At 57.2% G+C, this 17,686-nt stretch carries 10 protein-coding genes and 2 pseudogenes; 9 read left to right on the forward strand and 3 right to left on the reverse strand.

Annotation, left to right across the window (positions count from 1 at the left end):
• The first annotated feature begins 136 nt into the window (after positions 1 to 136).
• Genes recC through recD form a run of 3 tightly spaced genes read left to right on the forward strand, consistent with a single transcriptional unit; the run spans position 137 to position 9,374 of the window.
• Entirely contained in the window at positions 137 to 3,589 is a 3,453-nt protein-coding gene (recC, locus tag HYI44_RS21445; RefSeq protein ID WP_225570464.1) for an exodeoxyribonuclease V subunit gamma, read from the forward strand.
• Entirely contained in the window at positions 3,586 to 7,275 is a 3,690-nt protein-coding gene (recB, locus tag HYI44_RS21450) for an exodeoxyribonuclease V subunit beta (RefSeq protein ID WP_225570465.1), read from the forward strand. The genes recC and recB overlap by 4 nt, the downstream gene beginning before the upstream one ends.
• On the forward strand, positions 7,272 to 9,374 hold the full coding sequence (recD, locus tag HYI44_RS21455) for an exodeoxyribonuclease V subunit alpha (RefSeq protein WP_225570466.1): 2,103 nt from the start codon (positions 7,272 to 7,274) through the stop codon (positions 9,372 to 9,374). The genes recB and recD overlap by 4 nt, the downstream gene beginning before the upstream one ends.
• Positions 9,375 to 9,437: 63 nt before the next feature.
• Here recD and HYI44_RS21460 read toward each other — a convergent pair.
• Positions 9,438 to 9,575: pseudogene (locus HYI44_RS21460) on the reverse strand (LysR family transcriptional regulator); the annotation flags it as partial.
• A 43-nt stretch (positions 9,576 to 9,618) separates the two neighbouring features.
• Here HYI44_RS21460 and HYI44_RS21465 point away from each other — a divergent pair.
• The 5 genes and pseudogenes from HYI44_RS21465 (at position 9,619) to HYI44_RS21485 (ending at position 15,211) form a co-directional block, all read left to right on the forward strand.
• Positions 9,619 to 10,974, forward strand: coding sequence for a tyrosine-type recombinase/integrase (locus HYI44_RS21465; protein ID WP_225570467.1), 1,356 nt, complete (start codon positions 9,619 to 9,621; stop codon positions 10,972 to 10,974).
• 80 nt (positions 10,975 to 11,054) lie between these two features.
• Positions 11,055 to 11,501: pseudogene (locus HYI44_RS21470) on the forward strand (integrase); the annotation flags it as partial.
• Positions 11,502 to 12,192: 691 nt separating this feature from the next.
• The gene (locus HYI44_RS21475) at positions 12,193 to 12,834 is read left to right on the forward strand and encodes an ATP-dependent Clp protease proteolytic subunit (protein WP_225570468.1); all 642 of its coding nucleotides are present in this window, start codon (positions 12,193 to 12,195) and stop codon (positions 12,832 to 12,834) included.
• A gap of 315 nt (positions 12,835 to 13,149) precedes the next feature.
• Positions 13,150 to 13,590 carry a phage antirepressor KilAC domain-containing protein gene (locus HYI44_RS21480; protein ID WP_225570469.1) on the forward strand — a complete coding sequence of 147 codons (441 nt, stop codon included), beginning with the start codon at positions 13,150 to 13,152 and terminating at the stop codon, positions 13,588 to 13,590.
• A 340-nt stretch (positions 13,591 to 13,930) separates the two neighbouring features.
• Entirely contained in the window at positions 13,931 to 15,211 is a 1,281-nt protein-coding gene (locus tag HYI44_RS21485) for a DUF5906 domain-containing protein (RefSeq protein WP_225570470.1), read from the forward strand.
• A gap of 1,174 nt (positions 15,212 to 16,385) precedes the next feature.
• Here HYI44_RS21485 and HYI44_RS21490 read toward each other — a convergent pair.
• Together HYI44_RS21490 and HYI44_RS21495 are read right to left on the reverse strand one after the other, a co-directional pair.
• Positions 16,386 to 16,748 carry a hypothetical protein gene (locus HYI44_RS21490; protein ID WP_225570471.1) on the reverse strand — a complete coding sequence of 121 codons (363 nt, stop codon included), beginning with the start codon at positions 16,746 to 16,748 and terminating at the stop codon, positions 16,386 to 16,388.
• Complete coding sequence (locus HYI44_RS21495; protein WP_225570472.1) at positions 16,745 to 17,125, reverse strand: hypothetical protein; 381 nt, start codon at positions 17,123 to 17,125, stop codon at positions 16,745 to 16,747. The genes HYI44_RS21490 and HYI44_RS21495 overlap by 4 nt, the downstream gene beginning before the upstream one ends.
• A gap of 266 nt (positions 17,126 to 17,391) precedes the next feature.
• Between HYI44_RS21495 and HYI44_RS21500 the strand changes: the two genes are divergently transcribed.
• Positions 17,392 to 17,622 (forward strand): helix-turn-helix domain-containing protein, encoded by a 231-nt coding sequence (locus tag HYI44_RS21500; protein ID WP_225570473.1) that lies wholly within the window; start codon positions 17,392 to 17,394, stop codon positions 17,620 to 17,622.
• Positions 17,623 to 17,686: the final 64 nt, after the last annotated feature.

The raw sequence follows: 17,686 nt of genomic DNA on the forward strand, positions 1-17,686 counted from the left end.
CTGCGTATGCAGGTAGGGGTTTTGTTTTTGTCCGCGAGAAAATTCCCGCATCAACACCGGGCCGCTCCCGGCTGCCACAGCCTGCCGACAGTGCTAAGGTTCGCCCTGGCGTTTGTATTTTTCCAAGGAAGCCTTTATGCCGGACGCGACGTCCCTCAGTGCTGGTTTTATGGTGGTTCATGGCAACCGCCTGGACGAGTTGCGCAGCCTGGTAGTGAGCTGGATGCGGCGGTACCCGCTGGCCCCCCTGGAAAACGAAATCGCCCTGGTCCAGAGCAACGGCATTGCCCAATGGCTCAAGCTGGCACTGGCAGAAGACCCTGAAGACGACGATACGGGCGGCTGCGGAATTGCCGCTGCCATCGACGTGCAACTGCCCGGCAGTTTCATGTGGCAGCTGTATCGCATGGTCCTTGGTCGCGAGGAAATTCCGGTCAAATCCTTGCTCGATAAAGCGCCCTTGACCTGGCGCCTGATGCGCCTGCTACCGCAGGTGATCGATCAGCCACACTTCGAGCCCCTGCAACGCTTCCTCACCAACGACACCGACTTGCGCAAGCGTTATCAGCTGTCCGAACGCCTGGCCGACCTGTTCGACCAATACCAGGTCTACCGCGCTGACTGGCTTGAAGACTGGGCGCAAGGTCGACACCAGTTACGCAACGGACGCGGCGAAGCCAAGCCGCTGACTCCGGCCAACGCCTGGCAAGCGGAGTTGTGGCGTGCACTGTTGCTGGATGTGGGTGAGCAGGGCATGGCGCAAAGTCGTGCGGGCGTGCACCAACGGTTTATCGAACGTATCAATGGCCTGGATGAAGCGCCTGCGGGGTTGCCTTCGCGGGTGATCGTATTCGGGATTTCCTCGCTGCCGGCCCAGGCCCTGGAAGCGCTGGCCGGGCTCGCCCGTTTCAGTCAGGTCCTGCTGTGCGTGCACAACCCATGTCGTCACCATTGGGCAGACATCGTCGCCGATAAAGACCTGTTACGGCACCAATACAAGCGTCAGGCGCGCAAGAACGGCATGCCCGTTGTACTCGACCCGCAAACCCTCCATCAGCATGCGCATCCATTGCTGGCGGCATGGGGTAAACAAGGTCGGGACTACATCAACCTGCTCGACAGCTACGACGATCCCAACAGCTATCGCTCGGCGTTTCGCGATGGTCGTATCGACCTGTTCAGCGACAGCACGCCGCAGAACATGCTCAATCAACTGCAGGACGACATCCTCGAACTGCGCCCCCTGGGTGAAACCCGCGAGCGCTGGCCGGCTGTTGATCTTGAGCATGATCAGTCGATCCGTTTTCACATCGCCCACAGCGCCCAGCGGGAAGTGGAGATTCTCCACGACCAGTTGCTCGCCCGCTTCAGTGCAAACCCCGAGCTAAGGCCCCGTGACGTCATCGTCATGGTGCCGGACATCGACAGCTATGCCCCGCATATCCGCGCGGTATTCGGTCAGCTGGAGCACAGGGACCAGCGCTTCATACCGTTCACACTCGCCGATCAGGGCCAACGCGGTCGCGATCCATTGCTGATCGCCGTCGAGCATTTGCTGAAGCTGCCTGACAGTCGTTTCCCCGTCAGCGAGATCCTCGATCTGCTGGACGTTCCCGCATTGCGCGCGCGATTCGGTGTCGAGGAGCGGGACCTGCCGACGCTGCATCGCTGGATCGAAGGTGCGGGCATCCGCTGGGGCATGAATGCCGAGCAGCGCGCCAATCTCGGCTTGCCCGCCGAGCTCGAGCAAAACAGTTGGCGTTTCGGCCTGCGCAGGATGTTGCTCGGTTACGCAGTAGGCAGCTCTGGTGCCTACGGCGGCATCGAACCCTATGACGAGATCGGCGGCCTGGATGCCGCGCTGATCGGGCCGCTGGTAGCGCTGCTCGATGCGCTGGACATTGCTCACCATGAGCTGGCTTCTCCTGCAGCTCCCGGACAATGGGGCATGCGCCTGCAAGCGTTGATCCAGTTGTTTTTCCAGGCCAGCAACGAACACGACGACTACTTGCTCGCCCAGCTGGAAGAGTTGCGCGAAACCTGGCTGGAAACCTGTGAGTCGGTTGGGTTGCATGACCAGTTACCCCTGACCGTGGTTCGCGAAGCCTGGCTCGCGGGCCTCGATCAGGGGCGCTTATCCCAGCGGTTCCTGGCCGGGGCAGTCAACTTTTGCACCTTGATGCCCATGCGGGCCATCCCGTTCAAGCTGGTGTGCCTGCTCGGCATGAACGACGGCGACTACCCTCGCGCGCAACCGCCGCTGGACTTCGACCTGATGGGCAGCGATTACCGCCCCGGCGATCGATCACGGCGCGAAGACGACCGTTATCTCCTGCTCGAAGCCCTGCTCTCGGCCCGTGATCAGCTTTATATCAGCTGGGTAGGCCGCAGCATTCGCGACAACAGCGAACGTCCGGCCTCGGTACTGATCGGCCAGCTTCGCGATCACCTGGCCAGCGGTTGGCACTCGGCCGACGAGGCGCAGGACCTGCTTGAAGCCATGACGCAGGAACACCCGCTACAGCCTTTCAGCGCCCGCTATTTCCATGAGGGCGATGGGCTGTTCAGCTATGCCAGCGAATGGCAGACCCTCCATCAAGCCAATGCAACGGATGCCGGGTTCGAGACCCTTGAAGCCTACGTCCAGGAAGAGCCGTTGAGCCTGGGGCAACTTCAGGATTTCCTGCGCAACCCGGTGCGCCACTTCTTCAGCCAACGCTTGAAGATATTCTTTGAGGCGGCCGAGGCCCCCCTGGCCGATGAAGAGCCTTTTGTCCTCGATGCCCTGCAACGCTACAGCCTTAGCGACAGTTTGCTGGAAGCGGCGCTGGGGCAACCCGATTTTGTGGATCAGACCCTGGCTGCACACGCCATCCGCCTGCAGAACAGTGGCCTGCTGCCCATGGCCGGCTTTGGCGAATACCTGCAACGGGAATTGATCGAACCCTTGCCGGACCTGTTGCAGCGTTATCAACAACTCTTGACGTTATGGCCGACCCCACTCGCCAGCGCGTTGCCGGTGAACCTGGAATCCCAAGGCCTGCGCTTGGAAGGCTGGCTAAGCGGCCTGCATCAGCGCGCCGATGGCGGCTTGTTGTCGGTGACAACTATCCCCAACAGCATTGGTGCGATCAAGGCGCGTAAATGGCATCGGCTCACACGGCCCTGGGTCAACCATCTGGTGGCTTGCGCCAGCGGTTGGCCAATGACCACCGCGCTGGTGGCCAGTGACGACAGTCTGCTGCTGGCCCCAATGGAGCAGGCACAGGCTTTGGGCATTCTGGGCGATCTGTTGCTGGCCTGGAAAACCGGCATGTGCCAGCCGCTGCCAATTGCCGTGAAAACGGCCTTCGCCTGGCTGGGTCAGACCGACCCGCTGAAGGCCGAAGGCGCCGCTCGCAAAGCCTATGAAGGCGATGGCCTAACTACTGACGGCGAACGGCGTGAAAGTGCTGCGCTGGCCCGGCAGTTCAAGGACTACGACGCGCTCACGGCGGATGAATCATTCCCCGGGTGGTGCGATGCATTGTATCGACCGCTGCTGCAAGCTCCCTGGCGTTCGCTGAACAGCGAGGACTCGCGCGCATGACCGACAAGACACCATTGGCCCTGGCTTTTCCGCTTCGCGGCAGCCAGCTGATCGAAGCCAGCGCCGGCACCGGCAAGACTTTTACCATCTCCGCATTGTATGTGCGCCTGGTCCTTGGCCACGGTGGCGAGTCCGCCGGTTTCGGCCGTGAACTGCTGCCGCCGCAGATCCTCGTTGTGACCTTCACCGACGCGGCGACCAAGGAGCTGCGTGAACGTATCCGCACGCGCCTGGCTGAAGCGGCGCGTTTTTTCCGTGATGAAATAACCGCACCAGACGCCCTGATCGCCGACCTGCGTGATCAATACCCAGGTGAACAGTGGGCCGGATGTGCGAACCGCCTGGACATCGCGGCGCAGTGGATGGACGAAGCTGCGGTCTCGACCATCCACAGCTGGTGCCAGCGCATGTTGCGCGAGCACGCGTTCGACAGTGGCAGCCTGTTTACCCAAAGCCTGGAAACTGACCACAGCGACTTGCTGGGTGAAGTCCTGCGCGATTACTGGCGGTTGTTCTGCTACCCCATGCAAGGCGATGCACTGAGCTGGGTGCGTGGAAACTGGGGCGGCCCGTCGGCGTTGTTGCCGCGTGTGCGTGGGCTGTTCTCCAGCGAACGTGGCACCACTGCCGGCAAAGAGCCTGCGCAACTGATTACCGAATGCCTGCAGGAACGGCGGGCGGCATTGCTTGAGCTGAAGATGCCGTGGACTCAATGGGCACAGGAGCTGCTCGCCATCTGCCACCAGGGCGTCGCAAGCAAGAGCGTCGACGGGCGCAAGATGCAGGCGCGTTATTTCGAACCCTGGTTTGAAAAGATCCAGGCCTGGGCCGCGGACGAATCGCTGGAGCAGCTGGACATCGGCACCGGCTTCACCCGCCTGACCCCGGACGGCATGGCCGAAGCCTGGAAGGGCGAAGTGCCAAGTCACCCGGGGCTGGATGCGATGCCGGGGCTGAAGGCCAGTCTGGATAACCTGCCGACTCCCGATGCGGCCGTGCTGCAACACGCGGCCCAGTGGGTGGGTACCCGGTTCGAAGAAGAGAAGCGGCGCCGTGCCGAGATGGGCTTCGATGACATGCTGCTGCGCCTCGATGCCGCCCTGCAAGCCGATGGCGGCGAGCGCCTCGCCTCGCTGATTCGCGAACAGTTTCCGGTGGCCTTGATCGACGAGTTCCAGGACACCGATCCGGTGCAGTACCGGATTTTCGAAACCATCTATCGCATCGAAGACAACAACCCCGACTGCGGCCTGTTCCTGATCGGCGACCCCAAGCAGGCGATCTACGCGTTCCGTGGCGCCGATATTCATACTTATCTGCGGGCGCGCCAGGCCACCACTGGCCGGCTGCATACCCTGGGGACCAACTTCCGTTCCAGCCATGGCATGGTCGAGGCGGTCAATCATGTGTTCGAACGTGCCGAGAGGCGTGAACTGGGGCGCGGTGCGTTCCTGTTCCGTGAACGCAACGGCGAAAATCCCGTGCCATTCCTGCCGGTCCAATCCCAGGGCCGCAAGGAAGTGCTGCAGATAGAGGGCAGCCCGGTGCCGGCCTTGAACATCTGGCTCCTGCCTGGCGAGCAACCGCTTTCGGGCGCGTTCTACCGCAAACAATTGGCCGCCGCCTGCGCCAGTGAAATCACCGCACTGCTCAACAGCGGGCAACAGCGACAGTCGGGATTCCATCAGGACGGCAAGGATTTCAGCGGCCTGCTGCCGGCGGATATCGCCATCCTGGTGCGCGACGGCAAGGAAGCCCAGGCCGTACGCGCCGAGCTGTCGGCCCGTGGCGTGCGCAGCGTCTACCTGTCAGACAAGGACTCAGTGTTCGCCGCGCAGGAGGCCCATGACCTGCTGTCCTGGCTCAAGGCCTGCGCCGAGCCGGATGTCGAGCGGCCGTTGCGCGCCGCACTGGCCTGCATCACGTTGAACCTGTCACTGGCCGAACTTGAACGGCTCAATCAGGATGAGCTGGCATGGGAAGCGCGGGTCATGCAGTTCCGCGGCTACCGTGAGCTGTGGCGCAAGCAGGGCGTCTTGCCGATGCTGCGACGCCTGCTGCACGACTTCAAGTTGCCGCAGACATTGATCGCCCGCAGCGATGGCGAACGAATTCTCACCAATCTCTTGCACCTGTCCGAACTGCTGCAACAGGCCGCCGCCGAACTCGATGGCGAGCAGGCGCTGATTCGCCACCTGTCCGAACACCTGGCGTTATCCGGCCAAGCGGGGGAAGAGCAGATACTGCGTCTGGAGAGCGACGAGCAACTGGTCAAGGTCGTGACCATTCACAAGTCCAAGGGCCTGGAGTATCCCCTGGTGTTCCTGCCGTTCATTTGCTCGGCCAAGCCGGTGGACGGCAGTCGGTTGCCGTTGCACTACCACGATGCCAACGGCAAGGCGCAGATGAGCCTGAAGCCGACGGCCGAATTGATCGCACTGGCCGATCACGAGCGCCTGGCCGAGGACTTGCGCTTGCTGTATGTCGCCCTGACCCGGGCGCAGCACGCCTGCTGGCTAGGCGTCACCGATCTCAAGCGAGGCAATAACAACAGCTCGGTGCTGCACCTGTCGGCACTGGGTTATCTATTGGGTGGCGGTGCCATGCTGGCGGAATCTGCCGGTTTAAAACGCTGGCTGGAAGACCTTCAGCAAGATTGCCCCGCCCTGCGTTATTGCGAAGTCCCGCCCGCTACCGCCGAGCACTACCAGCCGCCGCAGAACGACGCGCGCCTGCTCGCGCCGCTGATGCCCAAACGCCGGGCCAGTGAAAACTGGTGGATTGCCTCCTACAGCGCTTTGCGTATCGGCGACAGCTTGAGTATCGGCAGCGACGAAGCACCGGAAAACCCTCAGGCACAGAAACTGTTCGACGACGAACGCCTCGACCCCAATGCTCCGCGTGAAGTGGCGGCCGGCGGCGCGGACATCCATCGATTCCCTCGCGGCCCAGGCCCCGGCACCTTTCTCCATGGGCTGCTGGAATGGGCCGGTGGTGAAGGCTTTTGCGCCAACCCACAAGCGGTGGAAGACGCCATTGCGCGTCGCTGCAATCGACGCGGCTGGGAAGGCTGGATTACCACCTTGAGCGATTGGCTGCAGCACTTGCTCAAATCGCCCCTGCACTTGGGGTCAGGGCAGGCCCCGGTCGTGTTCGAGCACCTGACCCAGTACCGGGTCGAGATGGAATTCTGGTTCGCCAGCCACAAGGTCGACGTGCTGAAACTCGATGAGCTGGTGCGCCAATACACTCACAACGGCGTCGCGCGGGTGGCGGCCGAACCGGTATTGCTTAACGGCATGTTCAAGGGTTTCATCGACCTGACGTTCGAACACGAAGGTCGGTATTACGTGGCGGATTACAAATCCAACTGGCTGGGTGTCGATGACTCGGCGTACACCGCGCAAGCGATGGAGCAATCGATCCTCGACAACCGCTATGACCTGCAGTACGTGCTGTACCTGCTGGCCCTGCATCGCCAGCTCAAAGCGCGTTTGGCCGATTACGACTATGACCGTCACGTGGGCGGTGCGTTGTACCTGTTCCTGCGCGGCACCCGTGCAGCCAGCCAGGGGGTTTATTTCGCCCGTCCGCCGCGGGAGTTGATCGAACACCTTGATCGCCTGTTCCAGGGCAAGCAGCAGCCCAAGGCCGAACCCGCCTGGGAACAGGGAGAACTGCTATGAGTCGCACCTTCGCCGATTTGCTGCCCACCTCACTGGCGGCTGAAAGCCTGGCCGACCTCGCACCCTTGAGCCGCGCCGAAGACTTGCTGCTGTTGCTCACGCGCTGGGTCGAGCGCGGCTGGCTGCGTGCATTGGACAAGGCGTTCGTGGCCTTCCTGCATGAGCTGGCGCCCGATGACGATCCCCTGGTATTGCTGGCGGCCGCGCTCACCAGCCACCAGTTGGGTCACGGGCATGTGTGCCTGGATCTGTACGAGACTCTCAAGGAACCGGACTTTGCCCTGTCCCTGCCACCCGAAGGCGATGTTCAAGGCGGCTCGATGGTGTTGCCTTCGCAGTTGCTGGAGGCGCTGGATGGCGCTCACTGGTGCAAGGCGCTGGCGGTCAGCCCCTTGGTCGCATTGGCAGCCGACGGACGCGAGAATGCGCAGCAAAGGCCTTTGGTGCTGTCGGGTAAACGCCTGTACCTGCGGCGCTACTGGGCGTACGAACGACGCATCGACCTGTCATTGCGCCAGCGCCTGGCTGAGCACGAAGTGACCCCTGCGGATTTGAACCAGCGCCTCACCGGCCTGTTCGGGCCCGCCAGGCCGGGTGAAGTGATCGACTGGCAAAAACTCGCCTGCGCCCTGGCGACCCGCAGTGCATTCAGTATCGTCACCGGTGGTCCCGGCACCGGCAAGACCACCACCGTCGTACGGTTGCTGGCGTTGCTCCAGGCGCCCGCAGTCGATGCTGGCCAGCCGCTGCGCATCCGTCTTGCCGCACCCACGGGCAAGGCGGCGGCGCGCTTGACCGAGTCCATCAGCCAGCAGGTCAGGACGCTGGAAGTCAGCGAAGCGGTCCGGGCGAAAATTCCTTCGGACGTCACCACGGTGCACCGCCTGCTCGGCAGCCGGCCCGGGACGCGGCACTTCCGGCATCACGCGGGCAATCGCCTGCCACTGGATGTGCTGGTGGTGGATGAAGCGTCGATGATCGACCTGGAGATGATGGCCAATCTGCTCGATGCCCTGCCGGCCCATGCGCGACTGGTGCTGCTGGGTGACAAGGATCAGCTGGCGTCGGTGGAAGCGGGCGCCGTGCTGGGCGACCTGTGTCGTGACGCGGAGGCCGGCTGGTACAGCCCGCAGACTCGCCAGTGGCTGGAGCAGGTCAGTGGCGAAAGCCTGGCAAACAGCGACCTGCACGAGGATACCCAAGGCGCTCATCCGCTGGCGCAACAAGTGGTGATGCTGCGCCATTCGCGCCGCTTCGGTGAGGGCAGCGGCATTGGCCAGCTGGCTCGTCGGGTCAATCAGCAGCAGCCTGAAGAGGCGCGCAAACTGCTGGCCACCCGCAGCCATGACGACGTGTTCAGCCTGTCGCTCAAGGGCGAACAGGACCGGGCGCTGGAGCGTTTGCTGCTTGAAGGTCACGGCGATGGGCCGCAGGGTTATCGGCATTACCTCGGCCTGCTGCGCCAGCAGCGCCCGGCGCCTGGCCGAGCCCTTGAGGATCCTTGCTGGGCCGACTGGGCTCGCCAGGTGCTGCAGGCGTTCGACGCCTTCCAGTTGCTCTGCGCCGTACGCAAGGGCCCCTGGGGCGTGGAAGGCCTGAATCAGCGAGCGACCGCCGCGCTGCTCAAGGCCCGCTTGATCGATAACGATCAGCAGTGGTACGAAGGTCGCCCGGTATTGATGACGCGTAACGACTACGGCCTGGGACTGATGAACGGTGACATCGGCATCGCGCTCAAGCTACCGGAACGCGAGGGGCCTGAAGCCGGGAAGCAGGTGTTGCGCGTGGCATTCCCGCGCAACGATGGTCAAGGTGGTGTGCGTTTTGTACTGCCGAGCCGGCTCAACGACGTCGAAACCGTGTACGCGATGACGGTGCACAAATCCCAGGGCTCGGAGTTTGCCCACACCGCACTGATCCTCCCGGACGCCCTCAACCCGGTCCTGACCAAGGAGCTGATCTACACCGGGATCACCCGGGCAAAGAACTGGTTCACCCTCATAGAACCCCGTGCCGGCGTATTCGAAGAGGCCGTGCGGCGCAAGGTCAAGCGCCTGAGCGGGCTGATGCTTGAACTGGATGAGGCCTCCGGCCAGTAACGCAAACTGGCCGACTTGTCGGCCGCACCGAGAACCGCCGTGTGTCGATCGTGGTACCGCCGGTTAATCGGCAAACAACATCTCGCGACTCTCACCCATCAACAGCCCGTGATTCTGCTCAGTCACCCCGCGGATGTAATCCCACAACAGGGTGATCCGCTTGAGCTTGCGCAGGTCTTCGCGGCAGTACATCCAGAACTTCAAGGAAAACAGGTTAACCCAATGAATACGGGGCCTAACCGCCATGAGTCTCCTTGAAGTTCGATCTGCTGTTACAAACACTGTTACAAACCTCGCTTTTTCCCTGAAACCGATGACAAGGCTCGCCAAGCCGTATCACTACCGACGCAACGGTATTTACTACATGCGTCTCAGGGTTACAGGTAGCGCCACTGATTTCGCTTCGGTTTCCCTGAAGACCAGCAACCGAAGGCAGGCTATGGATACCGCAGAGCAGTTCTCGAGCTTTATCAGAACCTTTCACTTAGAGAACCCAGACGCCTCTTGGAGCGAACTGAAGGAGCATTTCCGGTTGGTCTCAGCGGAGCTGTTTGAGGCAGAACGTGAAGGAGACGTTATGCACGTGTGGGGCGGACTGCATGACAGCCACTCAGGCCTCGTGGGCAGTTCGACCACACCTCTGAAGTTCGTAGCAAGCGCTCCTGTGTCCTTATCTGTAGTCGCTCCCGCAGTAACCTTTGAGGCCCTTTCAGCTCTCTATGTGGCTGACCGTGGGCAAGACCAAAAGGCCTCTACCCTTAAAGAGACCACTATTTGCCACAGGGTACTCGGGCTGGCTCTCGGTGAGCTGGACATGCGGACCCACTCACGGGCTGATCTTGTGGCTCTGCGTGATCGTCTCTCAGATGGTCGCATGCCATCAACGGTCAACAAGCTGATCGTGAAGCTGTCGGCTGTCCTTGCATGGTCGGTCGAAAATGGTCACATACCCAAGTCCTACGACAAGAAACTGAAACTCACAAAGGGCACTGAGTCGAGCCGTAAAGCGTTCACGCAGTACCAAGTAGGTAAGCTGGTGGCGTACTCCAACACACTGCCAGAGACCTCATGGAAGCGCTGGCTGTTGAGCCTTGGGGCAATCACTGGCGGGCGTCTGAATGAAATCTCACAGTTGACGGTAAATGACGTTCAGACCCTCGCTTCAGGTATCACGGTTATCCATATCAACGAAGCAGGTGAGGGGAAGTCAATCAAGAACAAACGCAGTGAACGATTGGTGCCGTTGACTGATGGTGCTTATGGGTTCGACCTTGCGGCACTCATGCGATACGTTGAAGCGTGCAAACTCAGTAAGTCTGAATCCTTGGCTCAGATTGGCTACAGGCCCGGAGGTGAGTGGGCGAATCAGCATGCAATCCCAGCGGCCCTGGGGGAGTCCTTTGGCCCCGGCTTAACATTCCATTCCATGCGGCACTCGTTGGCGTCGTTGATGCAGGCCAAAGGAGTTCCTATGGCTTATGCACAGGCTGTAATGGGGCATGCGTCGGGCACGATTACGTTTGATGTCTACGGGTCAGGGGTACCCGTTGAGACCATCGCGGAGATGCTTAAGGATTTGTTCGTTGGCAGTGGTCAGTGACCGTGTTGTTGGGGAATATTCTGGCACCTCTCTACCTCTCTACCTCTCTACCTGTCCACCTTCAGCCCCACACAGGAAGCATTGACCAACAGGGCATCCAGTGCATCCGCATCGATGACAGTCGTGAAGGCCAGGCCCTGAAGAAATCCAGTAGCCGACGTATTCTCCCATTGCAGTCGGCCCTGATCGAATTGGGGCTGTTGAAGCATGTAGAATCAGTCAGGACCACCAGAGCAGATCGCCCGTCCCCTGAACTGGAGGCCATACGAGGGAAACCAGGCCACGCTCCGTCGAAGTGGTTCGGCAAGTACAAGACAATGCAGGGCATCACCGAGACGAGAAAGACATTCCACAGCTTCCGCCACATTCTGATTGACGACCTACGGGATGCTGGTGTGCAGGATTCGCTCATCAAACGCATCGCGGGAAACGAAGACGGTGCGGTGAGCTTCAAAATCTATGGCGGCCGCAGCCCGCTGAAGGCGATGGCCGAGGCGCTTGGCCACATCATTGTGACCAGCGCCTAGTCTTTCGCCGATGTCCAACCCACTGGTGATCCTGCTATCTATATAGAAGAAGGCCGTTCCCAGACGGGCGACCTAGCGACGGCAATACTGTACCGGGAGCATGCTTACGAAAATTTTCAAATATTTTCCACCACCAGGCTTGACAGGAAACTCCGAGCCCGTAGAATGACGCCATCAGCAAGTTCACCAGTGAACTGATAGACCAGCATAAATGCAGCACCAACCTCCCTGCGACTCCGTCAAAATGACGAAGTGTTAGCACGGAGTTTTTCTGCGTCCTGGATTTTTGTAAATCTCAACCGCATCAGCCCTAGTTTAAAATCAATCGAGTAACTACCATGCCATGATTGCAAGATAAGTCCGCACCCGAAAAACACCCTCAAACCACCACTAAAGAACAACTATATGACGTAAGAGAGGAACCCTTCATACCTGGCTTAGCATAGAGCCAGTACGCCAACTCGGCCCACTTACATTATAAGTCCGACGAAACTCAGAGTTTACGTTACGGCACCCTATTGCCTGAGAAACGCACCCCAACCGACCACAGGACTTATAGATGAATTAACTTACCCTAGACACTTGTTTCACTACCACCCAACTTAACTCAATAGGTGCATACGCCCACACTAGCTCTCAACTTCGAGCGACGGCCACCTATTACCTGAAATTCGTAAAGGAAGACAATTAAATGAAACACCAAGCCAACAGCGAGCTCGTAGAACTCCACAGAATTAACCGCCCGAAGAACATCCTTGCCAAGCAGCGAGTTTCGACGCACTACGTCGTGCCGCTCACCGGTCCTATCGGTGAAATTGATGGATACGGCGAGTTCGTCCACATCCTGGCCCATGCGGGAGAGGAAGATCAAGTATACATCCAGCTCTCATCACCTGGCGGAAGCCTGGAAACTTGCGACTATCTTTGTCGCCGAATGGAAGAATGCGAAGCTCACGTTACTGTAGAGATTGGCATGACTTGCGCCTCAGCTGCTTCTGCGATAGCGCTACAAGCCGATGATTGGGTGATTTATGACAGCAGCACCATGATGATTCACTCCTGCTCTTACTCACCAGGATACGGGAAAGAATCGGATGTCCGAGCGATGACGGAATACACAGACCGATTGAACCGTGAATGGATTGAGCGAACCTACCAAGGTTTTCTCTTTGAGGATGAACTTTTCGAGGCGGTAGACTGCGGCAAAGACCTGTACCTCTATGCAGATGATTTGCGACAACGCATGCCGCTATTAAAGGAGTACCGTAAACAATGTAAAGCCCGACGGTTCGAAGAAGCCATGCGCCACTGGAGCCAGAAAGATGCAGCATAGATTGATTAGATCAACTCGACCTGCACATACTAATAACATGGCAAAACTTTAAATCTCCGTGCTGGGCTCTTGCTGACCGAATAAACCCGAAGAACCACCTTAAGGAAACAATCATGACCTAGCCTCGACCTAAACAACACTGACCTCGCCCAGTGTTAAATCAATGCGGGAAACACATTTTACCATTGCCCGACTTAAACGCACAGAGTTGTAGCGACGGGCAGCTATACCTTGAATTTAAAAAGTATTTAATCTATGAAAATGCAACACACGTATACCAGCGCTGCATACAATCGAACCGCTAGTGCTGTCATCATGAGCACGCCAGCCCATGTAGAACCCACTAAACTCTACAGCACTCTGAAACTGGCTGCGGAACTGGAAGAAGAACAGGCGACACTGATAGAAGAGCTCAAGCGGCAAATTGACCAAGACGCCCTGAAGGTAGCGTTTTATGATGATATGGCTAATACAGATGACCTTTTCAATACAGGCGTAGTTGCTAAGACCCTAGGGACAGGTAAGATCCGATTCCTCAACTACCTGCGCGAACATAAAATCCTAATGGGTAGCGGAAATAAGAAAAACTTGCCTTATCAGCAGCATGTAGATGCAGGGCGACTTGAAGCTGTGTGGGTCAATTGCGTAGATCGCAAGACGGGAAAGCGGAAAATCCATCCTGTACCTTTATTCACTGGCAAAGGGATTATCTGGATCCAGCAATTTATTGAGCAGAACGGGCGTAATGGTTTGTGATGGAGTTAGCTTGATATCATCAGGCGGTAGTTGGTACATACTACCTCCAACATAACTGCCAATTGGTGAATCAGGCCAAAATGGGAAAATGCAGAGTCGGGCAAGACGCTATGCCCCGGCCTAGCTTAGCGCTCTTTGAAGATGGCTGGTGACAACGCGCTGGCCATCCAGCATGCAACTACTTACTCTGGCCTATAAGCCACTGTGCCTTCGGGCTTAGTGTGGCGTGGAGAAAGGCGAGGAAAGCTCTCAATCTTATGCGAATAGGGCTCAGTTATTCTCTGGAGCCATCCAATTTATGAAGGGAAAGTTATCTTAATATCTAAAGTCAAGGAAAGACATGTCAATTACTACAATGCAATTAAATGATACTAATATGATCGCAACTCGTGCTGTGCAAAATCGATTTGTGATTGTCCCCTCAATAGATAGTCGCCCCAGATTTCGCGACCTGTTAAACATGGCAGTAGCTCCACAAGGCAACCCTATGATGCTATGCCAAGCCTACCGAGATGCTGGCGGAGCTGGAGACATTTCGGGCGAAAGCCTGCTCAACAAGCTACCTATAGTATTCGCCGAGGACTTCCGCCCCGGTAACTACCGCCGAATCATAGAGTACGGCGGTAACAGGCTGTTGAATATGTGGACCGGCCCAGATATCCGGGCGAGTGGCAAGGCGGTATCTACAATAGATGCTGAGCCCTTCAGTGAGTTCCTGCTACGCCTCTTCCCCGTGCAGGAAGAGCAGCACTACTTCCGGGAATGGTTAGCTCATGCCGTCCGACATCCTGGCATGCGTATAAACGCAACAGTCTTGCTGCGTTCCGAGCATGGTGTAGGCAAGGGTTTCCTAGCCGAAACGCTTTTACCGGGCCTACTGGGGAAATCGAGCGTAGGGACAGTGGCTCTAGGTGACGTGGTCGGTCAGTTTAATGATGCTCTAGTTGGCAAGACGCTCATTGTGATTGATGAGGTGTACAAGAACCCCGAGTCGACGGTTAACACCCTGAAATCAATCCAGGGGAACAAGACGATTACGCTGCGACGAAAGCATATCCCCGACACCACGGTGGATAACTTTCTTAACTTCATCATAACGAGCAATGACCATTTCCCATTGCCGCTAGAGCAGGAAGACCGCCGTTTCTGGGTACCTGCTTTCATCACGCACAAGGAGTCGAAGAAAGAAACCATGTCGTTCATCAACACAGTCCTCAAACCTTGGCTACTGGAGCAAGATGGAATGCAGATTGTGCGGGACCTACTAGAGAAAGTGGATCTGTCTGAGTTCCAGCCGTGGGGTGATCCACCAATGACCGTCAGCAAGCGTGAAATGATCGGATTCCGCACCGAAGAAAGGCTAGCTGAGTTCGCTTCTGATTACATTGCAAAGCATTTGGTTGTGAAGGCTCTGGACATCGAGGCAATGTACCGCATAGAGACCGGGGAAGTCTTGAACAACCGCGCAGTAGCTGAGAAGTTGTCAGCGCTGGGATGCAAGGCGAAACGAATTACCGACGGTAGGATGTGGATCACTCCAAAGGGTTTGGCATCCGGTCTATCGGTATCATCCCCACCTGCCGAGCTGCAACGCGATTATTCAAGCACGAGGCGGCCATGACGGGTATGACGGGTTTATGTCGGGTTGCAAAATAACCCGTCATGGCTGTACACCCCATACAGCACGGGTCTAGCGATGTTATGACGGGTATGACGGGTTAACGCCGCTTTCTTATAATAAGGAAGATTCACTTAGCTACGCATGGGTTCACGGCCGCCCCAAGATGGTTTAGACCAAGCAGCGCCAATGCGTTCATTGGGCATGCCTTATAAAGTTATCATGCGGCGCCGACGCCGGGCATAACAACTTGTGCCACTAGGCACGAATTACGACCCTATACAGTTACAAGAGGGAGTTGGGGCAGCAAAGCCCCTCCCAGCTCTTGATCTTGCCCTGAACCTTGCTGAGACACCTTGTGGCGTATGCCACGGCTAAGCAAAGGAGGAAAGTTAGTGGTGACTATGGTCTCCAGTTTCACTTGCACAATTCAGATCAAAAGCTTTCGGGGCTTTATGCCCGCGCCTCTCTTGTTAGATACTTTACCGTCAAGCAAGATAAACAATTTTATTCAGAATGATGGAAGAGGGTGCAACCATCACCCAGCCCTATCTCCTGACAAAACCGAGAGACATAAGAGAGCAGACCTTTTCAAACGTCATAAAAAAGGGGCTTCCACTCTAAATTGTTGGAGTTGATGCTGTTTGCTGACCTTCAGGCTCCACCTCGGAACTACAATGCTTACATTTTACAGCCTGTACTTTGATAGGTTCGGCACAATACGGGCATTCCCGTATACCATTTGTTGCTTGCATCGCCTTGACTTTAGACGGTTCTAACACTTCAATCCAACCCTTGCGTAGGTATGAATTCGCAATAATCCTATTGATACTGAACGCATATGCGACGATTGCAATAGGCAATGCGATGATAATTCCAGGCCCACCAGTGGCCAACGTGAAGCCGCCAACCAGTAATAGCCAGAGGAAAAAGTGGCCCCACAGGCCCTTGCAGGCTAAGTACAAAGGGCCGAATAGAACGACTAACCCACTAGCCTCCCTACTAATTGATTCAGTATGCCCATTCGCTGGGTTGCGGAAGATCCTTGCCATAATAATTTCCTTGAGGTTTAAATTAATTACTGCTCGAGATGATATACGTAACTTCCTCCGCCTCACTAGGGCTGAAAAGGGCATCCCTACCCAATTGAATCGGAGCTACACAGTTCCACAGCCCCTTATAGCCGCTTACACGTATTAGGCAAGTGAGGATGGAACAGCGCAATAAGAGTTTCAAAGTCTGAATCAACGAAAGCCGAATGAACAGTGCAGTTGAGATACCCGTCTCGCATCGCTTCCTGATCGACTGAATGTACCCACCCCTTCTTAATAACGCCGGAGATTGCATAATCCAGCCGGTCACGCCTGATCGTGAAGTAGTGAAGTAACAAGTGCGTATCGATCATCACAACACGGTTACTGTCCATTTTCATTAGCAGGAGCAACATCACTCCCACTGTATCTTCACCCAGCGGTATGTATGCAGCCAAAGCCTCAAATGCGTAACGCGGGACTTGTAATACTCGCTCCTGACGTTTCATCGATCATGCCCCTCCGCTACGGAAAGTGAACTAGCCTCTTCAGGCTTTTCTGCACGAGCAAGGTTGGGACTAACGACATAGGCAAGAGATCCACCCCGATCGGTACTGGCATCCACAGAGCCGATCAAGCCAGCGCTCTCAAGGTTAGCAATGGCCTTCGCTACCTCTTGTAGATAAATCTTGCACTGCTGGGGCACCGCTGCCTGGGCGAACTGCACCATACCATTGGCGCCGATATTGGTCACCAGCATCACTGATACGGCTTGGCGATTAGTCCGGGTCAGCTTACCCAGCTCTCCGAATAGGGCTTGACTCGCCCACACCTTGTATCGCTCTCGATTGGGGATGCTACCGGTTAAAACGTGTTGTTCAGTCATAAGTAATCCTCTGCAATGCAGTTAAAAGTTCGATCGTCTTACGGACTTACGGACTTACGGACTTACGGACTTTCGGACTTACCGAATTTCCACAGAGCAACACCCCGCACACGAACAACTCGTGCAGTTTTCATTTGCCAATAGCGCTCACTCCTGGCGCAGACCATGACCTATAAAGCTCTCGCTCAGATTTTCCAGTAGCTCACCAATCCGAATGTCACGATTAGTGTGTTCACGATTAAAGCACATGAACCCAGCATTGGGGAATGCCTGCACCACCTCCTTCCCCAGCGCTTCAACACCAGTTCGGCACCCGAGTCAGGGAGCTGCGGCTTGCCATGGGTATGAACCAGGAGGCGTTTGCTGATCGGTGTGGCTTCGCCAGGACATACATGTCTCGCATAGAGACGGGGGGAGCAAACCCTTCGATCAACGCCATCAAGGTCCTTGCTGACGCCTTAGGAGTAAGCATCTCTGCTCTGTTCGAGGGAATGTGAATCCTGATGGTCTGCCCACAAGAAACTTATCGAAAACTAGCCGACATCTATCCATTTGCTGGCA

Source organism: Pseudomonas sp. Y24-6 (assembly GCF_020295325.1).
GTDB lineage: Bacteria > Pseudomonadota > Gammaproteobacteria > Pseudomonadales > Pseudomonadaceae > Aquipseudomonas > Aquipseudomonas gregormendelii.

Coding starts and splice junctions, on each gene's coding strand:
- HYI44_RS21465 (WP_225570467.1), top strand. CDS start 9,619: ATGAGTCTCCTTGAAGTTCGATCTGCTGTTACAAACACTGTTACAAAC.
- HYI44_RS21475 (WP_225570468.1), top strand. CDS start 12,193: ATGAAACACCAAGCCAACAGCGAGCTCGTAGAACTCCACAGAATTAAC.
- HYI44_RS21490 (WP_225570471.1), bottom strand. CDS start 16,748: ATGAAACGTCAGGAGCGAGTATTACAAGTCCCGCGTTACGCATTTGAG.
- recC (WP_225570464.1), top strand. CDS start 137: ATGCCGGACGCGACGTCCCTCAGTGCTGGTTTTATGGTGGTTCATGGC.
- HYI44_RS21495 (WP_225570472.1), bottom strand. CDS start 17,125: ATGACTGAACAACACGTTTTAACCGGTAGCATCCCCAATCGAGAGCGA.
- recB (WP_225570465.1), top strand. CDS start 3,586: ATGACCGACAAGACACCATTGGCCCTGGCTTTTCCGCTTCGCGGCAGC.
- HYI44_RS21500 (WP_225570473.1), top strand. CDS start 17,392: ATGCCTGCACCACCTCCTTCCCCAGCGCTTCAACACCAGTTCGGCACC.
- recD (WP_225570466.1), top strand. CDS start 7,272: ATGAGTCGCACCTTCGCCGATTTGCTGCCCACCTCACTGGCGGCTGAA.
- HYI44_RS21485 (WP_225570470.1), top strand. CDS start 13,931: ATGTCAATTACTACAATGCAATTAAATGATACTAATATGATCGCAACT.
- HYI44_RS21480 (WP_225570469.1), top strand. CDS start 13,150: ATGAGCACGCCAGCCCATGTAGAACCCACTAAACTCTACAGCACTCTG.